The sequence below is a fragment of the Streptomyces sp. CB02959 genome (genome assembly GCF_002803155.1).
Classification (GTDB): Bacteria; Actinomycetota; Actinomycetes; order Streptomycetales; family Streptomycetaceae; genus Streptomyces.
The window spans coordinates 72,818-94,095 of the sequence record NZ_NNBP01000031.1 but is presented as its reverse complement, the minus strand read 5'-3'; the positions used below and the strand labels follow the sequence as shown (position 1 = coordinate 94,095).

General features: G+C 72.6%; 2 protein-coding genes. Both read left to right on the top strand.

Translation table 11 applies throughout. The features are described from left to right. The first annotated feature begins 8 nt into the window (after positions 1-8). On the top strand, positions 9-2,003 hold the full coding sequence (gene asnB, locus CG747_RS37600) for an asparagine synthase (glutamine-hydrolyzing) (protein ID WP_100606383.1): 1,995 nt from the start codon (positions 9-11) through the stop codon (positions 2,001-2,003). After that, a complete protein-coding gene (locus CG747_RS37595) occupies positions 2,000-21,241 on the top strand; it encodes an SDR family NAD(P)-dependent oxidoreductase (RefSeq protein WP_100606382.1) in 19,242 nt (6,413 codons plus the stop codon). Before asnB ends, CG747_RS37595 begins: the two co-directional genes overlap by 4 nt. Positions 21,242-21,278 lie beyond the last annotated feature (37 nt).

Below are 21,278 nucleotides of genomic sequence, written 5' to 3'. Positions count from 1 at the left end.
GACGGAACATGTGCGGGCTGGCTGGCTTCCTCTCGACCTCGCTGCGCTCAGGTGCCGCCGCGGAGGTCATGACCTCGATGCTGTCGACCATCCGTCACCGCGGGCCGGACGAGGCCGGCTACTACCTCGACGACGGCCTCGCCATGGGCGCGGTGCGGCTGGCGATCGTGGACCTCGCCGACGGTGCACAACCCATGTCCGACCCGTCACGGCGCTACTGGATCTGCTTCAACGGCGAGCTGTACAACCACATCGAGTTGCGCGCGGAACTGGAGGCCCTCGGCCGCCCGTTCCGCACCGACCACTCCGACACCGAAGTGGTGCTCCAGGCATGGATCCAGTGGGGCACTGACTGCTTCACCCGCTTCAACGGCGCCTTCGCGGTCGTCATCAGGGACGCGGTCAGCGGCGACGTCGTACTGGCCCGTGACCGCTACGGCAAACGCCCGCTGTTCCACACCGACCACGACGGAGCCTTCCTCTTCGCGTCCGAGATGAAGGCGTTCGGCGCCTTTCCCGGTTTCCGCTTCGCCCTTGATCCGAGGGAACTGGCCAACATCTACGCCACCTGGACGCCGCTGCCCGACCGCACGCCCTACCAGGGCATCCGCCAGCTCCCGCCGGGGTCCGTGCTGACGCTCAGCGCGGGCCGCCGATCGCTGCGCTCGTACGAGGACCTCTCCTTCGACGTACCCGGCTTCGACGGCACCGAGGCCGAGGCGCTCGACCTCGTCCGGGACACCCTGCGCACCAGTGTGGCGATGCGCCTGCGCAGCGACGTCGAGGTGGGCGTCTACCTTAGCGGCGGTCTGGACTCCTCGGTGGTGACACGACTGGCCACCCAGCTCTCCCCGCACCAGGTCCGCACGTTCTCCGTGGCGTTCTCGGACAAGTCCTTCGACGAGTCCGCCAGTCAGCGCCTGGTCGCCGACCACCTCGGCACCCGGCACTCCACCGTGCCGATCACCGGCACGGACATCTCCGACAACTTCCTGGCCGCCGTGTACCACGCCGAGGTCCCCACCTTCCGCACCTCGTTCGTGCCGATGTTCCTGCTCTCCCGGCACGTCCGGGACGCCGGTATCAAGACCGTCCTCAGCGGCGAGGGCGCCGACGAGGCGTTCCTGGGCTACTCGCTCTTCCGCGAGACCCTGCTGCGGGAACGATGGGATGCGCTCGACGATGGCGAGCGCCGCGCCGGACTAGCCACCCTGCACCCGGAGCTGGCCCACTTCGGGCCCGCCCACCAGGCCCATCTGCTCGGTCTCTACCAGCAGTTCTCGAAGGAGCGCCTGCCCGGCCTGTTCTCCCACGAAATGCGGTACCAGAACGGGCTGTTCGCCGCGCGCCTGCTCACTGACGGCCGGGAACCGTTCGGCGACCTGCTCGACCTCGTCGCCAGGACCCCCGGCTACGCGAACATGCCTGCGGTGCACAAGGCACAGTGGCTGGAGTACAAGACCCTGCTGGCCGGATTCCTGCTGTCCACACAGGGGGAGCGAGTCGCACTGGCGCACAGCGTCGAGAACCGCTGCCCGTTCCTCGATCCGGCCGTGGTGCGCGCCGCCGCGTCGGTGAATCTGCGCTACGACGACGGCCGGGTCGAGAAGGCCCTCCTGAAGAAGGCGTTCCGCGCCGAGCTCCCGGAGTGGACCACCCGGCGACCCAAGCAGCCCTACCTAGCCCCGGGCAGCACTGTCTTCAAGGACCACCGCCCGGACTACCTGGAACTCGTCCGCTCCGACCACGAACTGTCCCAACTCGGCTACGTGGACCGGCGGTTCGCCCGCCGCCTGGTCGACAAGGTCATGTCGACGCCGGCCGAGGAGATCAGTACCAAGGAGGACCAGGCATTCCTGTACCTGCTGACGACCGCCGTGCTGCACCAGCAGTTCGTGCGCGGCGACCAGAGCCGCAAGGGCCCGCCGTCGCCCGCCGGCCTGAACCTGCGTGTGACCGTCGACAACCGCAGGGCCGTCCGGCGAGCCAAGGAGACCCGATGACCGCCGACGACATCGCGATCACCGGTCTCGCCCTGCGGTTCCCCGGTGCCGACACCCTGACCGAACTGTTCGGCCACCTCGCGGCGGGACGCTCGCTGATCACCGAGGTGCCCGCCGAACGCTGGTCCAAGGAACGCTACTTCGGCGATCCACGCGAGGACGGGGAGAGGACCAACAGCGTCTGGGCCGGGTTCGTCGAGGACGCCGACCGCTTCGACGCGGCCTTCTTCAACATCTCTCCGCGCGAGGCGGAGACCATGGACCCGCAGCAGCGGTTCGCGCTGGAGCTCGCCTGGCAGGCCGTCGAAGACGCCGGCTACCGGGCGAGCGAGCTCGCGGGCAGCCGCACCGGCGTGTTCATGGGTGTCTCCCACGCCGACTACGCCGAGCTGATCGAACGCGACAACGTACCGACCGACGGCTACTTCCCCACCGGCACCGCGTTCTCCGTTGTCGCCAACCGGATCTCCTACTTCTTCGACTTCCGCGGCCCCAGTCTCGCCAACGACACCGCCTGTGCCAGCTCCCTGGTCTCGCTCTACGAGGCCGTCACCGCACTGCGCAACGGCGACTGCGAGCTGGCGCTGGCCGGCGGGGTGAACCTGTGCTGGTCGCCGAAGCTGTTCGTGGCATTCAGCAAGGCCGGCATGCTCTCCCCCACCGGCACCTCGCACGCCTTCGACCGGGGCGCCGACGGGTTCGTGCGCGGCGAGGGCGGCGCGGTCCTGCTGCTCAAGCCGCTGGCCCGGGCACTGGCGGACGATGACCCCGTATACGCGGTGATCAAGGGCGTCGGCACCAACCACGGCGGCCGGACCAACTCGCTTACCGTGACCAACCCGGCCGCGCAGGCCACGCTGATCGAGGACGTCTACACCCGCGCCGGCATCGCCCCCGACACCGTCGGCTACATCGAGGCCCACGGGCCGGGCACACCGGTCGGCGACCCGATCGAGATCCTCGGCCTCAAGCGCGCCTTCCAGAACCTCCACGACGCCCACGGCACCCGACCGCGGCCGGACAGCACCGGCATCGGCTCGATCAAGACCAACATCGGCCATCTGGAGTCGGCCGCGGGCGTCGCGGGCGTGGTGAAGGCGATCGCCGCGATGGCCACCGGGATGCTGCCGGCCACGGTCAACTTCCACACCCGGAACCCGCTGATCGACCTGGCCGGCAGCCCGTTCTACGTCGTCGGCGAGACCCGGCCGTGGCCGGCGGGCGAGGGCGCGCCGCGCCGGGCGGGCGTCAGCTCGTTCGGGTTCGGCGGGACCAACGCCCATGTGCTGCTGGAGGAACACCCCGGCGCCCGGCCGGCCGTCGAGGTGCCGGGACCGTACGTCGTCCCGCTCTCGGCGAAGAATCCCGAGCGGCTGCGGGCCCTCGCCGACCGGTTACGGGAGCATCTGCGGGCCCCCGAGCACGCGCTTCGGCCCCGCCAGTCACTGGCCGACATCGCCCATACCCTCCGGGCCGGCCGAGAACCGATGCGGGCCCGGGCGGCATGCGTCGTCGCGGACCGGCAACAGCTCGTCGCGGCACTGGAGTCGGTAGCCGCGGGCGAGGTGCGCAACCCCGGCGGCGCCGGACCGGACCTTTTGGCCGCGGCCGAGTCATGGGTGCGCGGCGGGACGGCCGACTGGCCCGAGCACCCCGGGGCGCACCGTGTGCGGCTGCCGACCTACCCGTTCGCCCGGGACCGGCACTGGTATGCCGCGCCGCCGCCCGGGACGCCGGACTCCGCGACGCTGCACCCGCTGGTCCACCGCAACACCTCCGACCTCACGCAGCACCGCTACACCTCCACCTTCACCGGATCCGAGCCGTTCCTCGACGCCCACCGGGTCCACGGCCGGCGGGTGCTACCCGCGGTCGCGTACCTGGAGATGGCGCGGGCCGCCGTGGCGTACGCGGCCCCGGCGGACACGGCGGTCCGGCTCCGCGACATCGCATGGCTGCGGCCGCTGTTCGTCGACGAACCGACCGAGGTGCGTCTCGAACTGACGCCGCGTGGGGACGACACGGCCGCCTTCGCCTTTCTCCAGGACGGCACACCGCACAGCACCGGCTCCGCCGAGCGCGCCCCGATGCCGGAACCGCCCCCGCTGGACCTGAACGCCCTGCGCGCATCCTGCCGCACCCCGCACGACACCGACGCGATCTACGCGCAACTGCGCGCCCAGCACCTGGAATACGGGCCGGCGATGCGCGCGTTGCGCGAGGTCCGGGTGGGACGGGACGAGGCTCTCGCCCGCATCCGGCCGACGGAGGCTGGCGGGTACGTCCTGCCGCCGAGCCTGCTGGACGCCGCGTTCCAGACCTCGGTGATCCTGATGGGCGAGGCGGCCGGCCCGACGCTGGCCTTCGCCCTCGACGAGCTGCGGGTCCACCGGCCCTGCCCGGCCGAGACCTGGGCGTGGGTCCGGCGCAGCGGGGGATCCGGGGCGCTCGCCACGTTCGACATCGACCTGTGCGACGGCGACGGTGTCCTCAGCGCCAGCCTGCGGGGCCTCGCCCAGCGCACCACCGACGCGGGTTCGCGCCTGGTCACCGCGACCTCGCAGTGGATCGACCGGCCGCCGAACCCCGACGGCTGCGCCCGCACGGCCCACACCCCGGCCCTGCCGGAGGTCGCGCCGGCCCGCCCGGCCGACGGCGTCGACGCGGTGACGGACCAGGCGTTCGCAGAGGTCCAACGGCTGCTCGCCACCCGCCCCAAGGAACAGCACCGGTTCGTGGTGCTCGTCGACGACCGGGTGCCGGCGCACTTCCACACACCGCTGGCCGCCCTGTTCCGCACCGTCGCGCAGGAGAACCCGCTCGTCTCGGGCCGGGTGGTCCGCGTCCCCAGACTGCCGGCCGCCTCCCCGGCGGACGTCGCACGGATCGTGCGCGAGGAGTGCGCCGACGGCTCCGCCGACACCGAGATCCGCTATACCGCCGACGGTACCCGGCAGGTGCGCGAACCGGTCGAGACGCCGCTGGACGCCGGTCCGCGGGTGCCCGAACTGCGGGCCGGCGGTGTGTACTGGGTGACCGGTGGCCTGGGTGGCATCGGCCGGCACCTCGCCCGCTACCTCGGCCGCGCGCAGGCGACGGTCGTGCTCAGCGGCCGGTCCGCGGACGGCTCCGTGACGTCCCTGCGCGCCGAGGGCATCGACGCGCACTGCCTGCCGGTCGATGTCACCGACGCCGAGGCCGTGCGCACCGCGGTCGGGACGATCGTGCGGGAGCACGGCGCGCTGCACGGCGTCGTCCACGCGGCCGGCGTGCTGCGCGACCAGTACCTGCTGCGCAAGGACCTCTCCGACGTCCGCCGGGTGACCGCCCCGAAGGTCCGGGGCGCACTCCACCTCGACGCCGCCACCCGCCACCTCGACCTGGACTTCTTCGTGCTGTTCTCCTCGGTCGCCGGGGTCTACGGCCAGCCGGGGCAGTCCGACTACGCGGCGGCCAACGCCTTCCTGGACGCGTTCGCCGGGCACCGGCAGACCCTGGTCGACGCGGGCGAGCGCAGCGGCCGCACGGTGGCGGTGAGCTGGCCGCTGTGGGCCGACGGCGGCATGACCACGGACGAGGTCACCCGGGAGTCGATGCGCAGCGAGCGCGGCTGGGAGCCCCTGCCCACCGAGGACGGGCTGCGCGCCTTCGGCCGGTCCCTGCGCGCCGACGCCCCCGTACACCTCGTCGTCGCCTACGGGGCCGAAGCCTCCCTGGCCGTGCCCCAACGAACCGCACCGGTCACCCGGGCAGCCGTCCCCCGGGCACCGACCCGCACGGCGTCGCCAGGTGACGCCGTCAAGGCCGGCGACCTGCAACAGCGGGCCGAGAAGCTGCTGACGGGCGTCATCGCCGAGGTCCTCCGGCACGCTCCGGAGGACCTGGACCCGACCACCAACCTCGTCGAGTACGGCATCGACTCGCTGGGCATCCTGGGCGTGACCACCCGGTTGGAGAAGCAGTTCGGACCACTGTCCAAGACGATCTTCTTCGAGTACCTCAACATCGCCGACGTGGCGGCGCACTTCGTGGAATCACGGCCGGAGCAGCTGGCGGCGGTGCTGGCGAAGGCCGAGGGGACGGGGACGAGGACGGAGACGGGGATACCGGCGGACGCGCCGGAGGCTCCGGCCGTCGTCTCGGACGTCCCGGCCGCGCGGGCCGAGGCTCCGGTGGAGACCCGAGCCGCCCTCGTCCGTGAGCCCCACCGCGACGACGACCGCCACGACATCGCCATCATCGGCGTGTCCGGGCGCTATCCGGGCGCCGACAACCTCGATGAGCTGTGGGAACTGCTGGAGAGCGGCCGGCACGCCTTCGAGGAGATCCCCGCCGACCGCTGGAACCACGCCGACGTCCACGACCGCGACCGGGCGGTGCCGGGCAAGACCGTGATCCGGACCGGCACGTTCCTGCGCGACATCGACGCGTTCGACCCCCGCTACTTCCGCATCTCCAAGCGCGAGGCCGAGCAGATGTCCCCGGAGGTGCGGCTCTTCCTCCAGGTCGGCGTGCAGGCACTGGAGGATGCCGGCTACTCCCGGGAGACCATCCAGCGCCGCTACCAGGGCGATGTCGGTGTGCTCGTGGGAACGATGAGCAACCACTACAACCTGTACGGCTTCCAGAACAGCCTCACCCGCGGCGCCCCGCAGACCGGCAGCTACACCGGCACGATCCCCAACATGCTGTCCTACTTCTACGGCCTGACCGGGCCGTCGATCTTCGTGGACACCATGTGCTCGGCGTCGTCGACGTGTGTGCACCAGGCCGTGCAGATGCTGCGGGCCGGCGAGTGCCGGATGGTGGTCGCCGGCGGCATCAACCTGATGCTGCACCCGTACAACCTCATCACCTCGTCCCAGGAGCACTTCACCACCGGCACCTCCGACGTGATCCGCAGCTACGGCCACGGGGTGGACGGCACCATCCTCGGCGAGGGCGTCGGCGCGGTGGTGCTCAAGCCGCTCGTCGACGCCGAGCGCGACGGCGACCACATCCACGCCGTGATCCGCGGCACCGCACTGTCCAACGCCGGTGTCCGCAACGGCTTCACCGTGCCGAACCCGGTCATGCAGGCCCGGGCGATCGAGAAGGCGCTCGACGACGCCGGGGTCGATCCCAGGACGATCGGCTACGTCGAGGGCCACGGCTCGGGCACCGCGCTGGGCGACCCGATCGAGGTCCGGGCGATGACCTCGGCGTACCGGAAGTACACCGCGGACCGGCAGTTCTGCGCGCTCGGCTCCGTCAAGGCCAACATGGGGCATCTGCTCGCGGCGGCCGGCATGATCGGGCTGGCGAAGGTGCTGCTCCAGTTCCGGCACGGCAGACTCGTGCCGTCCCTGCACAGCGCGGAACTCAACCCGGACATCGATTTCGCCGACACACCGTTCCGGGTGCAGCAGTCGCTCACCGACTGGAAGCCGGCGGCCGTCCCCGCTGACGGCCGGCAGATCGCCCCGCCCCGGCGGGCCGGCATCACCTCGATCGGCGCCGGCGGGATGAACTCCCACCTCATCCTGGAGGAATACCCCGAACGCCCGGTGCGCCGCGAGCCGTTCGGCGAGCAGCTGTTCGTGTTCTCGGCGATGAACGAGGCCGCGCTCGGGCGCTGGCTGGCCACCTTCCGCGACCATCTCGCCGGGGCGCGGGAGGCCGACCTCCCCGACATCGCGTTCACGCTGCGGGTGGGCAGGAACGAGCTGCCGCACCGCTGGGCGTTCGTGGCCGCGGACAAGCGGTCCGCGCTTGCGGCCGTCGACGGATATCTCGCGGGCCGGCGGGAGTTGCCCGCGCACGAGCTCGCCACGACCTGGGTCGCCGGCCGGAGCGTGGACTGGGACCTGCTGCCCGCAGGACGCCGGGTGTCACTGCCGGCCTACCCGTTCGACAAGGTTCGCTGCTGGGTCGAGCCGACCGACGGGGCGCCGTCCGTGCTGGCCCCGCTGGCGCTGCGGGAGCGGCTGCACCCGTTCCTGGGGCGCAACGAGTCCGACGTCCGCGGCCTGCGCTACGGCACGGACCTCCACCTCGCGGATCTGCTCGACTACGGCTACCGCCTGGACAGGGCACCGGCCGTCGTCCCGACCTTCGCCATGGACCTCGCGTTGGCCACCGCGAAGGTCAGCGGGTTCGCCGCGCCGGCGTCGGTCCACGACCTCCGTGTGCTGCGGCCGATCGACTGGTCGACGACCACCCGGCTGGTCACCGAGTTCGCCGACGGCCAGGGCACCGTCCGGACCGACGACGGATCGGTGGCCGTGGAGTTCACCGTGCGGGCGGCCACCGCACCGACGGGCCGGATCGAGCCGGCCGGGCTGCGGCAGGTCCTCACGCGGGAGGAGTTCCTGGCCGAACTCGCCGCGGGCGGACTGGACTACAAGCCGACGTCGTGCGCGGTCGACGGGGTGTTCCGCGGCCCGGACGGCCGGACGGTGCTGAGCCTGGGCCGGCCCGAGTTCCAGCAGGACCACGTCCGGCGCAATGTCACCGTCGAGCCGTTCGTGCTCGCCGCGCTCGCCCAGGGCGTGCAGTGGGAGGCCAAGCGCGCCGGGGCGCGGGACTGGCCCCGGGTCACGCTCAACCACATCGCGGAGATCCATGTGCGGGACGGGGCGCCGGTCGCCCACCTGGTCTTCGGGGACGACCGAATCCTGCTGGCGGGAGCGGCCGGTGAGGTCGTCGGCGAACTCGTCGGGGTGCGGCGCGGGGTGACCGGCGCGGAGCCGGCCGAACGGCCGCTGCCGCAGACCGACCGGACACCGGCCACTCCGGTCCCGGCGGCCGCGCGGCCAGCCGCCCCGGTGGGATCCGCACCGGAGGAAGCCCTGGTGGACGCCCTGCGGTCGATCGCCGCCGGCATCCTCAAGTTCGCGCCGGAGGAACTCGATCCGAGCACCGGCCTGGACGCGTTTGGCTTCGACTCGATCTCGCTGGTGACCTTCGCCGAGCAGATCCGCGAGCGATTCGGCGTCAGGGTCAGTCCGGCGGTCTTCTTCGACGTCAACTCGCTGTCGGGCCTGGGGACCCACCTGGCCGACGAACACGGCGTCTCCGTCACCGACACCGACGCCGCCGGGGAGCCGCAGCCGACGCACGTAGTCGCCGCCGATCCGCGGACACCCATCGCCGTCGTCGGCGCGGCGGGCCGCTTCCCCGACGCCCGCGACCTGGACGAGTACTGGGCGAACCTGGTTGCGGGCAAGGACTCCGTCACCGCGTTCCCCTGGCACCGGTACGACGCCGAGCAGCGCGAGGCCCTCCGGGCACGGGACTTCCCGCAGCGGATGGGCGCCCTGGACGACATCGATGCCTTCGACGCCGCGTTCTTCCGAGTGCTGCCGCGCGAGGCCGAACTGATGGACCCCCAGCACCGCCTGGCGTTGGAGACGGTGTGGCAGGCCCTGGAGCACAGCGCCTACCGGCCGACCGACCTGCCCGCCAACACCGGGGTGTTCATCGGCGTCACGGGCAACGACTACGCCTCCCTGCTCACCGCGCTCGGCGTGGCGCCGGACGCGTTCACCTCGACCGGGACCACGCACTCGATCCTCGCCAATCGCATCTCCTACCTGCTCGATGTGCGCGGCCCGAGCGAACCGGTCGACACCGCCTGCTCCAGCTCGCTGGTGGCGGTGCACCGCGCGATGGACGCGATTCGCTCCGGCGCCTGCGACATGGCGGTGGCAGGCGGGGTGAACGTGCTGCTGGGCACGGACACCTTCGTCAGCGCGCACCGTGCCGGCATGCTCAGCCCGGACGGTCTGTGCAAGACCTTCGACGCCGACGCCAACGGCTATGTGCGGGGCGAAGGGGTCGGGGTGGTGGTGCTGAAGTCGCTGGCGGCGGCCGAACGCGACGGGGACGCGATCCTCGGCGTGCTCAGGGGCAGTGCGTACAACCACGGCGGCCGGGCGAATTCGCTGACCGCGCCCAACGCCGACGCCCAGGCCGAACTGGTGACGGCCGCCGTCGGCGACCTCGATCCGGACACCATCGGCTACATCGAGACGCACGGCACCGGCACGGCCCTCGGCGACCCGGTGGAGGTGCGCGCGCTGCGCACCGCCTTCCGCCGACTGGGTCGGACCAACGACGCCGCGTGCGGCCTCGGTTCGGTCAAGACCAACATCGGCCACCTGGAGTCGGCCGCGGGCATCGCCGGGCTGCTGAAGGTGCTGCTCGCGCTCCGGCACGGCGTACTGCCGGCGACCCGACACCTGCGGCAGGTCAATCCGTACATCGAACTGGACGGTGGCCCGTTCCACCTCGTACGGGAGAACGAGCCCTGGCCACAGCCCCGCCACCGGGACGGCAGTCCGGCACCCCGGCGCGCCGGGGTGAGCAGCTTCGGGTTCGGCGGCGTCAACGCCCATGTCGTCGTGGAGGAGTACGTGCCGGGCGACGAGGAGGAACGGGGCGTGGACCACGAGGTGGTCGACGGGCGCGTGGTGGTACCGCTGTCGGCCCGCACCGCGGCGCAGCTGACCGACCGCGCCCGGGACCTTTTGGCCCACCTGGAGAAGTCGGACGGGGTGCCGCTCCGGTCCCTCGCCCGGAGCCTGCAGGCCGGCCGGGAGGAGATGGCGGAACGGGTCGGCTGGGTCGTGTCGTCGCACAGCGAACTCGCCGATCGGTTACAGCAGTTCATCGCCACCGGCGATCGGAGCCCGGACGACGGCGGCAGAAGTGGGAGTAGTAGCGGTGACCTGATCCAACGGTGGGTCGGGGGCGCCTCCGTCGACTGGCGCGCGGAGTCGGGCGACACCGGGCCGACGCCCCGGCGCGCGCATCTGCCCGGGTATCCCTTCGCCCGAGAGCGGTTCTGGCTCCCCGGCTCGGCGAAGGCGGCTGCGGAGGAGCAGACCGAGGAGAGGAGTACGGACAAGGGCGACGCCGGGTCTGCCCGCGGTACGGCTCTGCTGACGCCGCGTTGGGCACCGGCGCCGGCCACACCTGCGATACCTGGTGCTCGTTACGGCCGGCAGGTGGTCATCCTGTGCGGGATCGAAGGGGCCGTTCCGGGCGCCGTCCGGCTGGAGACGGCCGGGCGGCGGCCGGAGACCCGGCTCCGCAATCTGTCGTGGCAGTTGGCCAAGACCCTCCGCGACCTCGACGCCGAGCGCGGCAGGACACTCGTACAGGTCGTCACCGACACCCCCGCCCTGGCCGGTCTGCTGCGGACCGCCGCCAAGGAGGACCCGCGGATCGCCGGCCAGGTCATCGTCGTCGACGGCGCCGAGGACCGCGCCGGAAGCGACCTGGCCACCGTGGTGGCCGAGAACGCGCGAGCAGCCGAGGACCTGATCGTCTACCGCGACGGGGTCCGGCACACCCGGGCCTGGGTCCGCACCGAGACGTCCCCCGGGGCCGGGGCACCGTGGCGAGACGGCGGCGTGTACCTCATCACGGGCGGCGCCGGCGGCATCGGCGGGCTGACGGCTCGTCATATCGCTGCGGAGGTACGGCGGCCGACTCTCGTACTGGCCGGCCGGTCGCCCGGCGACGGCCGCGTCGAGCGCCTGCTGGCCGATCTGCGGCAGGCCGGGGCAGCGGCGCGGTATGTGCGCGCCGATGTCTCCCGCTGGGAAGAGATGCGGCATCTCGTCGCCGAGGCCGGGGACATCACCGGGATCGTGCATGCCGCCGGCGTCGTACGGGACGCGCTGCTCGCGGAGAAGACCGCTGAGCAGTGGGACGAGGTGCTCGCGGCCAAGGTGGACGGTCTGCTGAACCTCGACCGGGCCACCGAGCACTGCCCACTGGAGTTCGTACTCGCCTTCTCCTCGGGCGCCGGGCTTACCGGCAACCCCGGGCAGGCCGACTACGCGACCGCCAACGCCTTCCTGGACGACTTCGCCGCCGTGCGCAACGCCCGGGTGGCGGACGGACGCCGCAGCGGGCGCACCCTCTCGGTCGCCTGGCCGCTGTGGGCGGACGGCGGCATGCGGGTCGGCGACCGCACACGGGCGTACCTGTGGGCGGATCGGGGGCTCGCGCCGATGCCCACGGAGGACGGGTTCCGGGCCCTGCGCGATGCCTGGCAGGCGGGCGCGGACGGCGCGGACCAGGTGTGGGTGCACCACGGCGACCTGGACCGGTTGCCGGCCGGCACGCCCGCCTCGGCCCCGACTCCGACCGCGACACTGGCCCCGGCCTCCGCGTCGTCCCCGGCGTCTCCCGTGCCGCCCGGCGGCGCCCCGGCCGTCCTCGACGGTCTGCTCAGGCTGTTCTGCGAGGTCACCAAGCTCGCACCGGACGCGGTGGACCCCGACCGCCCGCTCCCCGACATCGGCCTGGACTCGGTGATGGTTCTCCAGCTCAACCGCGAGCTGGCCCGGACCTACCCGGGTGTCTCCGCGACGCTCTTCTACGAGCACCCGACCCTGCGGTCGGTCGCCGACCGGCTCGCGGGCACCGCACCGGGTGCCGTCCGCACGGAGCGGCCCACCGGCGGCTCCGAACGCCGGCCCGCCCGCCCCGAGCCGCCCGCCACCGGCCCCGACGAGCCGATCGCGATCATCGGGCTCAGCGGGCGCTACCCGGGCGCCGCCGACCCGGAGCAGTTCTGGGACAACCTCACGGCGGGCCGGGACGGCATCCGGGAGATCGACCGCTGGCCGCTGGAGGGCTTCTTCGAACCGGACCGCAACACGGCGGTGGCCAATGGCCGCAGCTACAGCAAGTGGGGCGGCTTCCTGGACGACTTCGCGGCGTTCGACCCCCGGTTCTTCGGCATCGCCCCGCGCGACGCCTACGCCATGGACCCGCAGGAGCGGCTCTTCGTGCAGGCCGCGTGGGAGGTGCTGGAGGACGCGGGCTACCCCCGGGCCCGCCTCGCCGACCGTCACGGCCATCGGGTCGGGGTGTTCGCCGGGGTCACCAAGGTCGGCCACGCCCGGCACGGGGTGGGCCGGTTGCCCTCCGGTGAACTCGTGGTGCCCGGCCTGTCGTTCGCGTCGCTCAGCGCCCGCGCCTCGTACCTGCTCGATCTGCGCGGCCCGAGCCTGACGTTGGACACGATGTGCTCGGCGTCGCTGACCGCCGTCCACGAGGCGTGCGCACAGCTGCGGAGCGGCGCCTGCGAGGTGGCCATCGCCGGCGGCGTGAACCTCTACACCCACCCGCTGGACTACGTCGAACTGTGCCGCTCCGGCATGCTCTCGCCCGACCGGCGGTGCCCCAGCTTCGGCGCCGGCGGCCACGGTTTTGTACCCGGTGAGGGCGTCGGCTGCGTGCTGCTCAAGCCGCTATGGCGGGCGGAGGCCGACGGGGACCGCATCCTCGCGGTGATCCGGGGATCCAGCGTCAACCACGGGGGCCGCACCACCGGTTACACGGTGCCCAGCCCGGTCGCCCAGGCGGCCCTGGTCCGGGAGGCGCTGGACCGGGCCGGTGTCTCCGCCCGGCAGATCGGCTGTGTCGAGGCGCACGGCACCGGCACCGAGCTGGGCGACCCGATCGAGATCACCGGCCTGACCAAGGCGTTCGAGCAGGACACCGCGGACCGGCAGTACTGCGCCATCGGCTCGGTGAAGTCGGGCATCGGCCACCTGGAGGCCGCGGCCGGGGTGGCCGGCCTGACCAAGGTCGTGCTCCAGCTCGGGCACCGGCAGCTGGTGCCGAGTCTGCACGCGGACGAGCCCAACCCGAACATCGACTTCGCGTCGACCCCGTTCCGGCTCCAGCGCGAGCTGAGCCCCTGGCACTCCGAAGGCCCACGGATCGCCGCGGTGTCGTCCTTCGGTGCCGGCGGTTCCAACGCGCATGTGATCGTCGAGGAGTATCCCGTGCAGCCCACCGACGGTACGGCGGACAGCGCCGCCCAGGTGGTCGTCCTCTCTGCGAGGACTCCCGAGCAACTCACAGCCTCCGTCGACCGGTTGGCGGGGTTCCTCGACCGTCACCCGGACACCGACCTCGCCGATCTGGCGTTCACGCTCCAGGTCGGCCGGGAGGCGATGGCCGAGCGGTACGCGGTCGCGGTCTCCTCGATCGCGGAGCTGCGGAGCAGTCTGGCGGCCGGGCGGGGGCACCGGGGGGCCGTCGAGGCCACCGGTGGGCTGCTCGCGGAGCTGACCGGTGACAGCGACCTCCAGGAGCTGCTGGTGGAGCGGTGGCTCGCCGCCGGGAAGCTGTCCAAGGTCGCGGCTCTGTGGGCGTCGGGCGCCCAGGTGGACTGGGAGCGCCTGCACCAGGGGGCGCGGCGCCGGGTGGTGTCGCTGCCGACCTACCCGTTCGCCACGGAGCGGTTCTGGATCGGGGACCTGGCCCGCCCGGAGAGCGCACCGGCGGCCGGGGCGGTGCCCGCGCCCGTACCCGAGCCGGTGGCCGTTCCGGCGCCGACTCCGGCAGCGCCCCCCTCGGTCGCCGAGCCCTCGAACCTCGACGTGCTGGTTCCCGCCGTGGTGCGGGAGAAGATCGCCCGCGCGCTGGCGCTGGAGATCGACGAGATCGTGGGCGGGCTGGCGTTCGCCGACTACGGTCTGGACTCCATCCTGGCGATCCGGGTGGTGCACCAGCTCAACGAGGCGCTGTCGCTGGACCTGCCGACGAGCGTGGTCTTCGACCACAGCACGGCCGACCGGCTGACCGCGCATCTGCTCACGGAGTACGGGGACGCCATCGTCCCCACCGAGGGCGGTCCCGAGCCGACAATGGCTGCGGGTCCGGCGGCGACTCCGTGGACCGGCCCCGCATCGGCCGTGGCACCCGTATCGATCGCGGCACCCGTGCCCGTACCCGTCCCGGTACCGGACACCCGCCCCGACGACCGGGCGGCGAACGGGGCGCGCGAACCGATCGCGGTGGTCGGCATGAGCGGCCGGTTCCCGGGTGCCGACTCGCTCGACGAGCTGTGGACGCACCTGGCCGACGGCGACGACCTGGTCACCGAGGCGACCCGGTTCGACCTCGACGGGGTGAGCGCCTGCACCCGGGGCGGCTTCCTCTCCCGGATCGACGAGTTCGACGCGATGTTCTTCGGCATCTCCGGCATCGAGGCCGCGGTGATGGACCCCCAGCAGCGGCTGCTGCTCGAAGAGTCCTGGAAGGCGTTGGAGGACGCCGGTTACTCGGGCCGGACAGGCCGGGAGCGCTGCGGCGTCTACGTCGGGGCCTGGGCAGGCGACTACCAGCAGCTGCTGGACCGGGACGCACCGGCGCAGACCCTGTGGGGCAACATGACGTCGGTCATCCCCAGCCGGGTCTCGTACTTCCTGGACCTCAAGGGCCCGGCGATCGCGGTCGACACCTCGTGCTCCAGCTCGTTGGTGGCGATCGACCTGGCCTGCAAGGACCTCTGGTCCGGTGAGACCTCCATGGCGCTGGCCGGCGGGGTGTTCCTGCAGTCCACACCGCGACTGTACGGACTCGCCGGGCGAGCCGGGATGCTCTCGCCGACCGGCCGCTGCCACACCTTCGACCACCGCGCCGACGGCTTCGTACCCGGTGAGGGCGTCGGCGTCGTGGTACTCAAACGCCTGGCGGACGCACTGGCCGACGGTGACCACATCCATGGTGTGATCAAGGCCAGTGGGGTCAACCAGGACGGCGCCACCAACGGCATCACCGCACCGAGTTCGGTGTCCCAGGAGAGTCTGCTCGGAGAGGTCTACGAGCGGTTCGGCGTCGACGTGGAGCGCATCGGGCTCATCGAGGCGCACGGCACCGGCACCAGGCTCGGCGACCCCATCGAGTTCCGGGCACTCGACCGGGCCTTCCGGGCTCGCACCGCCAAGACGGAGTACTGCGCCCTGGGTTCGCTGAAGACCAACATCGGCCACACCCAGTTCGCGGCCGGAGTCGCCGGCGTGTTGAAGGTGCTGCTGGCGTTCAGGCACGGGCAGATCCCCGCCTCGCTGCACTTCGAGTCCGCCAACGAGGCGATCGCCCTGGCCGGCAGCCCGTTCTATGTGAGCACCCGCACCCACCGCTGGGAGACGCCCGCCGGCGTGCCACGGTGCGGTGTGGTGAGTTCCTTCGGCGCCAGCGGGACCAACGCCCACCTGGTGCTCGAAGCGGCGCCGCCCGTGACCCGCACCGCGGCCCCGCAGACGGAACACGTGGTACGGCTGTCGGCCCGGACCGAGGAGCAACTCGCAGAACAGCGGCACCGGTTGGCCGCGCACCTCCGCGCCGAGCCGTCCCTCGACCTCGGCAACCTGGCGTACACGCTGGACGTCGGGCGCGCACGGTTGACGCACCGGTTCGCCTGTCTGGTCCGGGACCGCGACGAGCTGCTCGGGGTCCTCGACGGCACGCTTCCGGCCCGCCGCCCCGACGACGACCGGGCGCCCGCCCGGGGCCGGCGCATCCCGCTGCCGACCTACCCCTTCGCCCGCGACCGGCACTGGCCCGCGCCCGACGACCACCGGGTGACCCTGACCCGCACGGACGGGCTGCTGCGTGACCATGTGGTGCAGGGCCGCCGCATCCTGCCCGCGGTGGCCCATCTGGAGCTCGCCCGCCGGGCCTCGGGCACCGGCCTCCCGCTGCGGATGCGCCATGTCACCTGGGTCCGGCCGCTGGAGGTCGCGGACGACCCGGTCGAGGTGTGCGTCGAGCTGCGCCCCGTAGGCGAAGGCGACGGCGGTCACCGGTTCGCGATCACCACCGGCACCACCGTGTGCTGCGAGGGCCGCATCGCGCCGTCCGACGCCCCGCGCCCGGCCCGGGTGGATCTCGCGGCGCTGCGTGCGGCCTGTCCCGAGACGGTGTCCGCCGACCGGATCCGCGCGGCCCTGCTCGCGAAGGACATCGACCACGGCCCGACCCTGCGGGCGATCCGGCGGGCACACGTCGGCGCCGGGACGGTGCTGGCCGAGCTGACGCTGCCCGGTGCGGCGGAAGCGGGAGTGCTGACGCCCGCGCTGCTGGACTCGGCGATCCAGGCGTCGGTCGCGGCCCATCTCGGCGAACTGACGGACACCGCCGTGCCGTTCGCCCTGGACCGGCTCGACCTGTTCGCGCCGTGCCCGCCGACGATGTGGGCGGTGGTGCGGGGCGGTGCGTCCGGGCCGCTCGACAAGCTGGACATCGATCTGGTCGACGGTGACGGCGAGGTCTGCGTACGGCTGACCGGTTACTCGGCCCGCCGCACCGCAGGCGCCGCCCGGACCGCCCCCGTGGTCCAACAGCCCGACCCCGCAGCGCTGTTCGCTCCCGTGTGGGATCCAATCGACGCCTCCGAGGCGCCCGTGCCGTCACCGGCGGATCGGGTGCTGGTCGTGGGCCGTCCCGCCATGCCGGAAACGGCTCCGGAGCGCGTGCAGGAACCCGTGCCGGAATCCGCGCTCTCCTGGCCCCTGCCGCCCTCGGCGGACCTCGACGAGGTCACCGCCGCGCTCCGCGACCTCGGGCCGATCGACCACCTGGTCTGGTCCGTGCCCGAGCCCGCCCTCGATCCCACGGACGCCGCCGGCTACGCGGCGGCCCAGGACAACGGCGTCGTCCCGGCGTTCCGCATGATCAAGGCACTGATCGCCGCCGGGTACGACGCCAGGCCGCTGGGCATCACCCTGGTCACCACCCGGGCGCTCGCCACTCACGCCCAGGAGCCCGTCCAGCCGGCCCACGCCGGACTGCACGGCCTGTTCGGGTCGTTGGGACGGGAGTACCCGCAGTGGACCGTGCGCCGCGTCGACCTCGACGGCCCCGAGTGGCCGGCCGACCTCGCCGCCCTGCCCGCCCGGTCGCCCGACGACGCCTGGGTGCGCCGGGCCGGTCAGTGGCTCGCCCGGCGCTGGGCCCCGTGCGCGGCACCGGCCCGTCCCGTGTACCGCGAGGGCGGGGTCTATGTGGTGATCGGCGGTGCGGGCGGTCTGGGCACGGCCTGGACCCGGCATGTGGTGCGGGAGTACGGCGCCCATGTGACATGGATCGGCCGTCGCGCCCACGACGCGTCCGTCGAGGAGAAGCTCCGCTCGATCACCGGCCGCGGCACGGTCCGCTACCTCAGCGCCGACGCCGCGGACCCCGCCGCGCTGCGCCGTGCTGTCGAGGAGGTCGGGCGGCACCATCCGCGCATCCACGGCGTGGTACAGGCCGCCCTCGTCCTACGAGACAGCACGCTCGCCAGGATGGACGAGGCCACCCTCCGCACGGCGCTGCGCGCCAAGGTGGACGTCACCACCGCGATGGCCGAGGTCTTCGGCGGTGTCGAACTGGACTTCGTGGTGCTGCTGTCGTCGATGCAGTCCTTCACCACGGCGGCCGGCCAGGGCAACTACGCCGCCGGGTGCACCTTCAGCGACGCCTATGCGCATGCGCTCGGCACACACTGGGAGACCCCGGTCAAGGTCATGAACTGGGGCTGGTGGGGAAGCCTGGGGAGCGTCACCTCGGCGTTCTACCAGGAGCGGATGCGCCGGTCCGGCCTGGTGTCGATCGAGCCGCCGGAAGGGCTCGCCGCCCTGGACGCACTGCTCGGCGGGGACCAGCGGCAGCTGGCGTTCGTCAGGACCGACGAGCGCAACACCCTGGCCAACTTCGCCCACGACACCGAGGTCACCGCCCACGAACCGGCGCCGAAGCCGGGCCGGATCCCAGGTGGGCTGACAACCGGCCCCGGCGGCACGGACGACCGCATGGACGAGGTCGTGCGGTGGCGCCGGACGGAACGCGACCCCTGGCTGGCGAAGGTCCTCTCGGCGCAGCTGGCGGCCCTCGACCCGGACTCGGTCCGGCCGGCGTACGCCGCGTGGTGGGAGCACGCCCAGCGCGTCCTCGTACCGGCGACCGGGCCGGTGGAGGAGGTGCTCGGGCAGTGGGACCGGCGGTGCGCACAGTGGTCGGCCGACCCCGACCGCCGGGCCGAGCTGCGGCTGGCCTCCGCCACGCTCGCCGCGCTGCCGGACATCCTGACCGGCCGGACCCGGCCCACCGACGTGATGTTCCCGCGCGGCTCCATGGAGCTGGTGGAGGGCTGCTACCGGGACAACCACGTCGCCGATGTGTTCAACCGTGCCATGACCCGGGCCGCCGTCGCCGTCGTCACGGAGCGACTGCGCCGGGAGCCGGGCGCACGGCTGCGGATCCTGGAGATCGGCGCCGGTACCGGCGGCACCAGCGTGGGCATGTTCGCCGCGCTGAAGCCGTACCAGGACAGCATCGAGACCTACCTCTACACGGACCTGTCCAAGGCGTTCCTCAACCACGCGCGTACCTCGTACGGCCCCGACGTACCGTACCTGGACTGGCGGCGCTTCGACGTCGAACGGCCGCTGGCCGGGCAGGACATCGCCGAGGGCTCCTTCGACCTGGTGATCGCCGCCAATGTGCTGCACGCGACCAGGGACACCCGCACCACCCTGCGCAACGCCAAGGCAGCCCTACGGGCCGGCGGCTGGCTGCTGTTGAACGAGCTGTCGGCGTTCGACCTCTTCAGCCATGTGACGTTCGGGCTGCTCGAAGGCTGGTGGCTCTTCGACGACCGGTCGCTGCGCATCCCGGGCTCCCCCGCGCTCTCGCCGGAGAGCTGGCGGGAGGTGCTGGCAGGCGAGGGCTTCCGCACGGTGGGCTTCCCACTGGAGCAGGCGCTGCCACTGGGGCAGCAGATCATCGCGGCGGAGAGTGACGGGGTGGCCCGGCAGCAGGTCGAGCCCGCGAGCCCGGGGAGCCCCTCGACCGGGCCTGCGCCCGAGCCCATCGACCGGACCGCCGAGGCCGCTTCCTCCCCCACGCCCATGCCCTCCCCCGCGCCCCCGTCGCGCGCCGAGGTGACCGCGCTCCTGCTGGACAGAGCCGCCTCCATCCTGGGCATCCCGGTCGACCGGATCGACCCCTCGGTCCCGCTCGCCGACTACGGTCTGGACTCCATCCTCGTCCTCCAGCTCACCAACGCGCTGCGCGCGGACTTCGGCGACGACGTCCCGGCCACCCTGCTCTTCGACGTCGAGTCCGTCGACGGCCTGGCCGCCCACTTCGCGGGCCCGGCCGGGCGACGAGGGAACCTCTCCAGCGGACAGTTGACGATGTATCAAGACCAGCAACGCTGGCCGGAGTCGGCTGCCTACAACCTTCCGCTGCTCTTCGAGCTGCACGGCGAGGTGGACGAGCCGGCCCTGGAACGGGCGGTCCGGGCACAGACCGAGATCCACCCCGTGCTGAGCGCGGTCTTCGGCGAGCGGAACGGCGTGCCGTACATGGACATCGACCCGACCAGGGCCCCGTCGTTCGACCGGGTCACCCTGACGGCCGCCTCGCGTGAGGCCCAACTGGCCGCACTGCGGGAGCTGGTCGAGGTCCCGTTCGACCTGGCTACCGGCCCGCTGGTCCGGGCCCACCTGGTCTCCCTCCCCGGACGGCGACGGCTGCTGCTGCTCACCGCGCACCACATCCTGATCGACGGCACCTCGACCGCGGTCCTGGTCCGTACCCTCAAAGCGGCCTACCGGGGCGAGGGGGAGCCGGGCGGCCGCACCGGCTACGGCGACTTCGTCGCCTGGGAGGAGGCGCTGCTCGACGGCCCGCGGGCTGCGCGCCACCGGGACTACTGGCTCGGCGAGTTGACCGGGATCGGGCCGCGTACGCCGCTCGCGCTGCCCTACGACCGTCCCCACGACCCCAAGCGGCTGCCCCGTGCGGCAGTGATCCGCACGAGGCTGTCGCCGACGCTGGCCACCACCCTCGCCGACACCGCGCGGGAGCACCGGGTCAGTGTCGCCACGGTCCTCTTCTCGACGTTCGTACGGTTCCTGCGCCGGCAGACCGGGCAGGACGACCTGGTCCTGGGCATGACCACGGTGGCCCGCTACGAGGAGCGGTTCCAGAACGTGGTCGGACAGTTCGCCAACTGCCTGCCCCTGCGGTGCACGGACACCGGTGGCTTCTCCGAGCTCCTGGCCTCCGTGCAGCGCACGATGGTCGCCGGCATCGAGCACGGCGCCTATCCACTGCGGGAGATCAGCCGGGCGGTGGGCGCGGACAAGGAGCCGCTGATCCTGACGAACTTCCTGTTCCAGAACTTCGCGGGCGCCGAACTGCTCACCAGCGACGCACCGTCCGTGGACGGCGGGTTGGATCTGCGCCGGTTCGACGATCTGCCCTACGCCGGGGAGTACGTGCTGGCGGCGGAGTGCTATCGCGAGGGCGACGGCTACAAGCTGTTCCTGAAGTACGACACCCACGTCTTCGACGAGGCCACGGCCCGGCGCATGGCCGACGAGTGGCAGGAGGTCATCCGGCACGAGGTCGCACGGCACGGCGTCGCACCTCGGGAGACGGAAGCCTCGTAGGGCGGCGCGGCGGGTGGGCCCGCGGGCCCACCCGCCG

Bases quoted from the DNA above. Each gene is read 5' to 3' on its own strand.
- CG747_RS37595 (WP_100606382.1), top strand. From the start codon at position 2,000: ATGACCGCCGACGACATCGCGATCACCGGTCTCGCCCTGCGGTTCCCC.
- asnB (WP_100606383.1), top strand. From the start codon at position 9: ATGTGCGGGCTGGCTGGCTTCCTCTCGACCTCGCTGCGCTCAGGTGCC.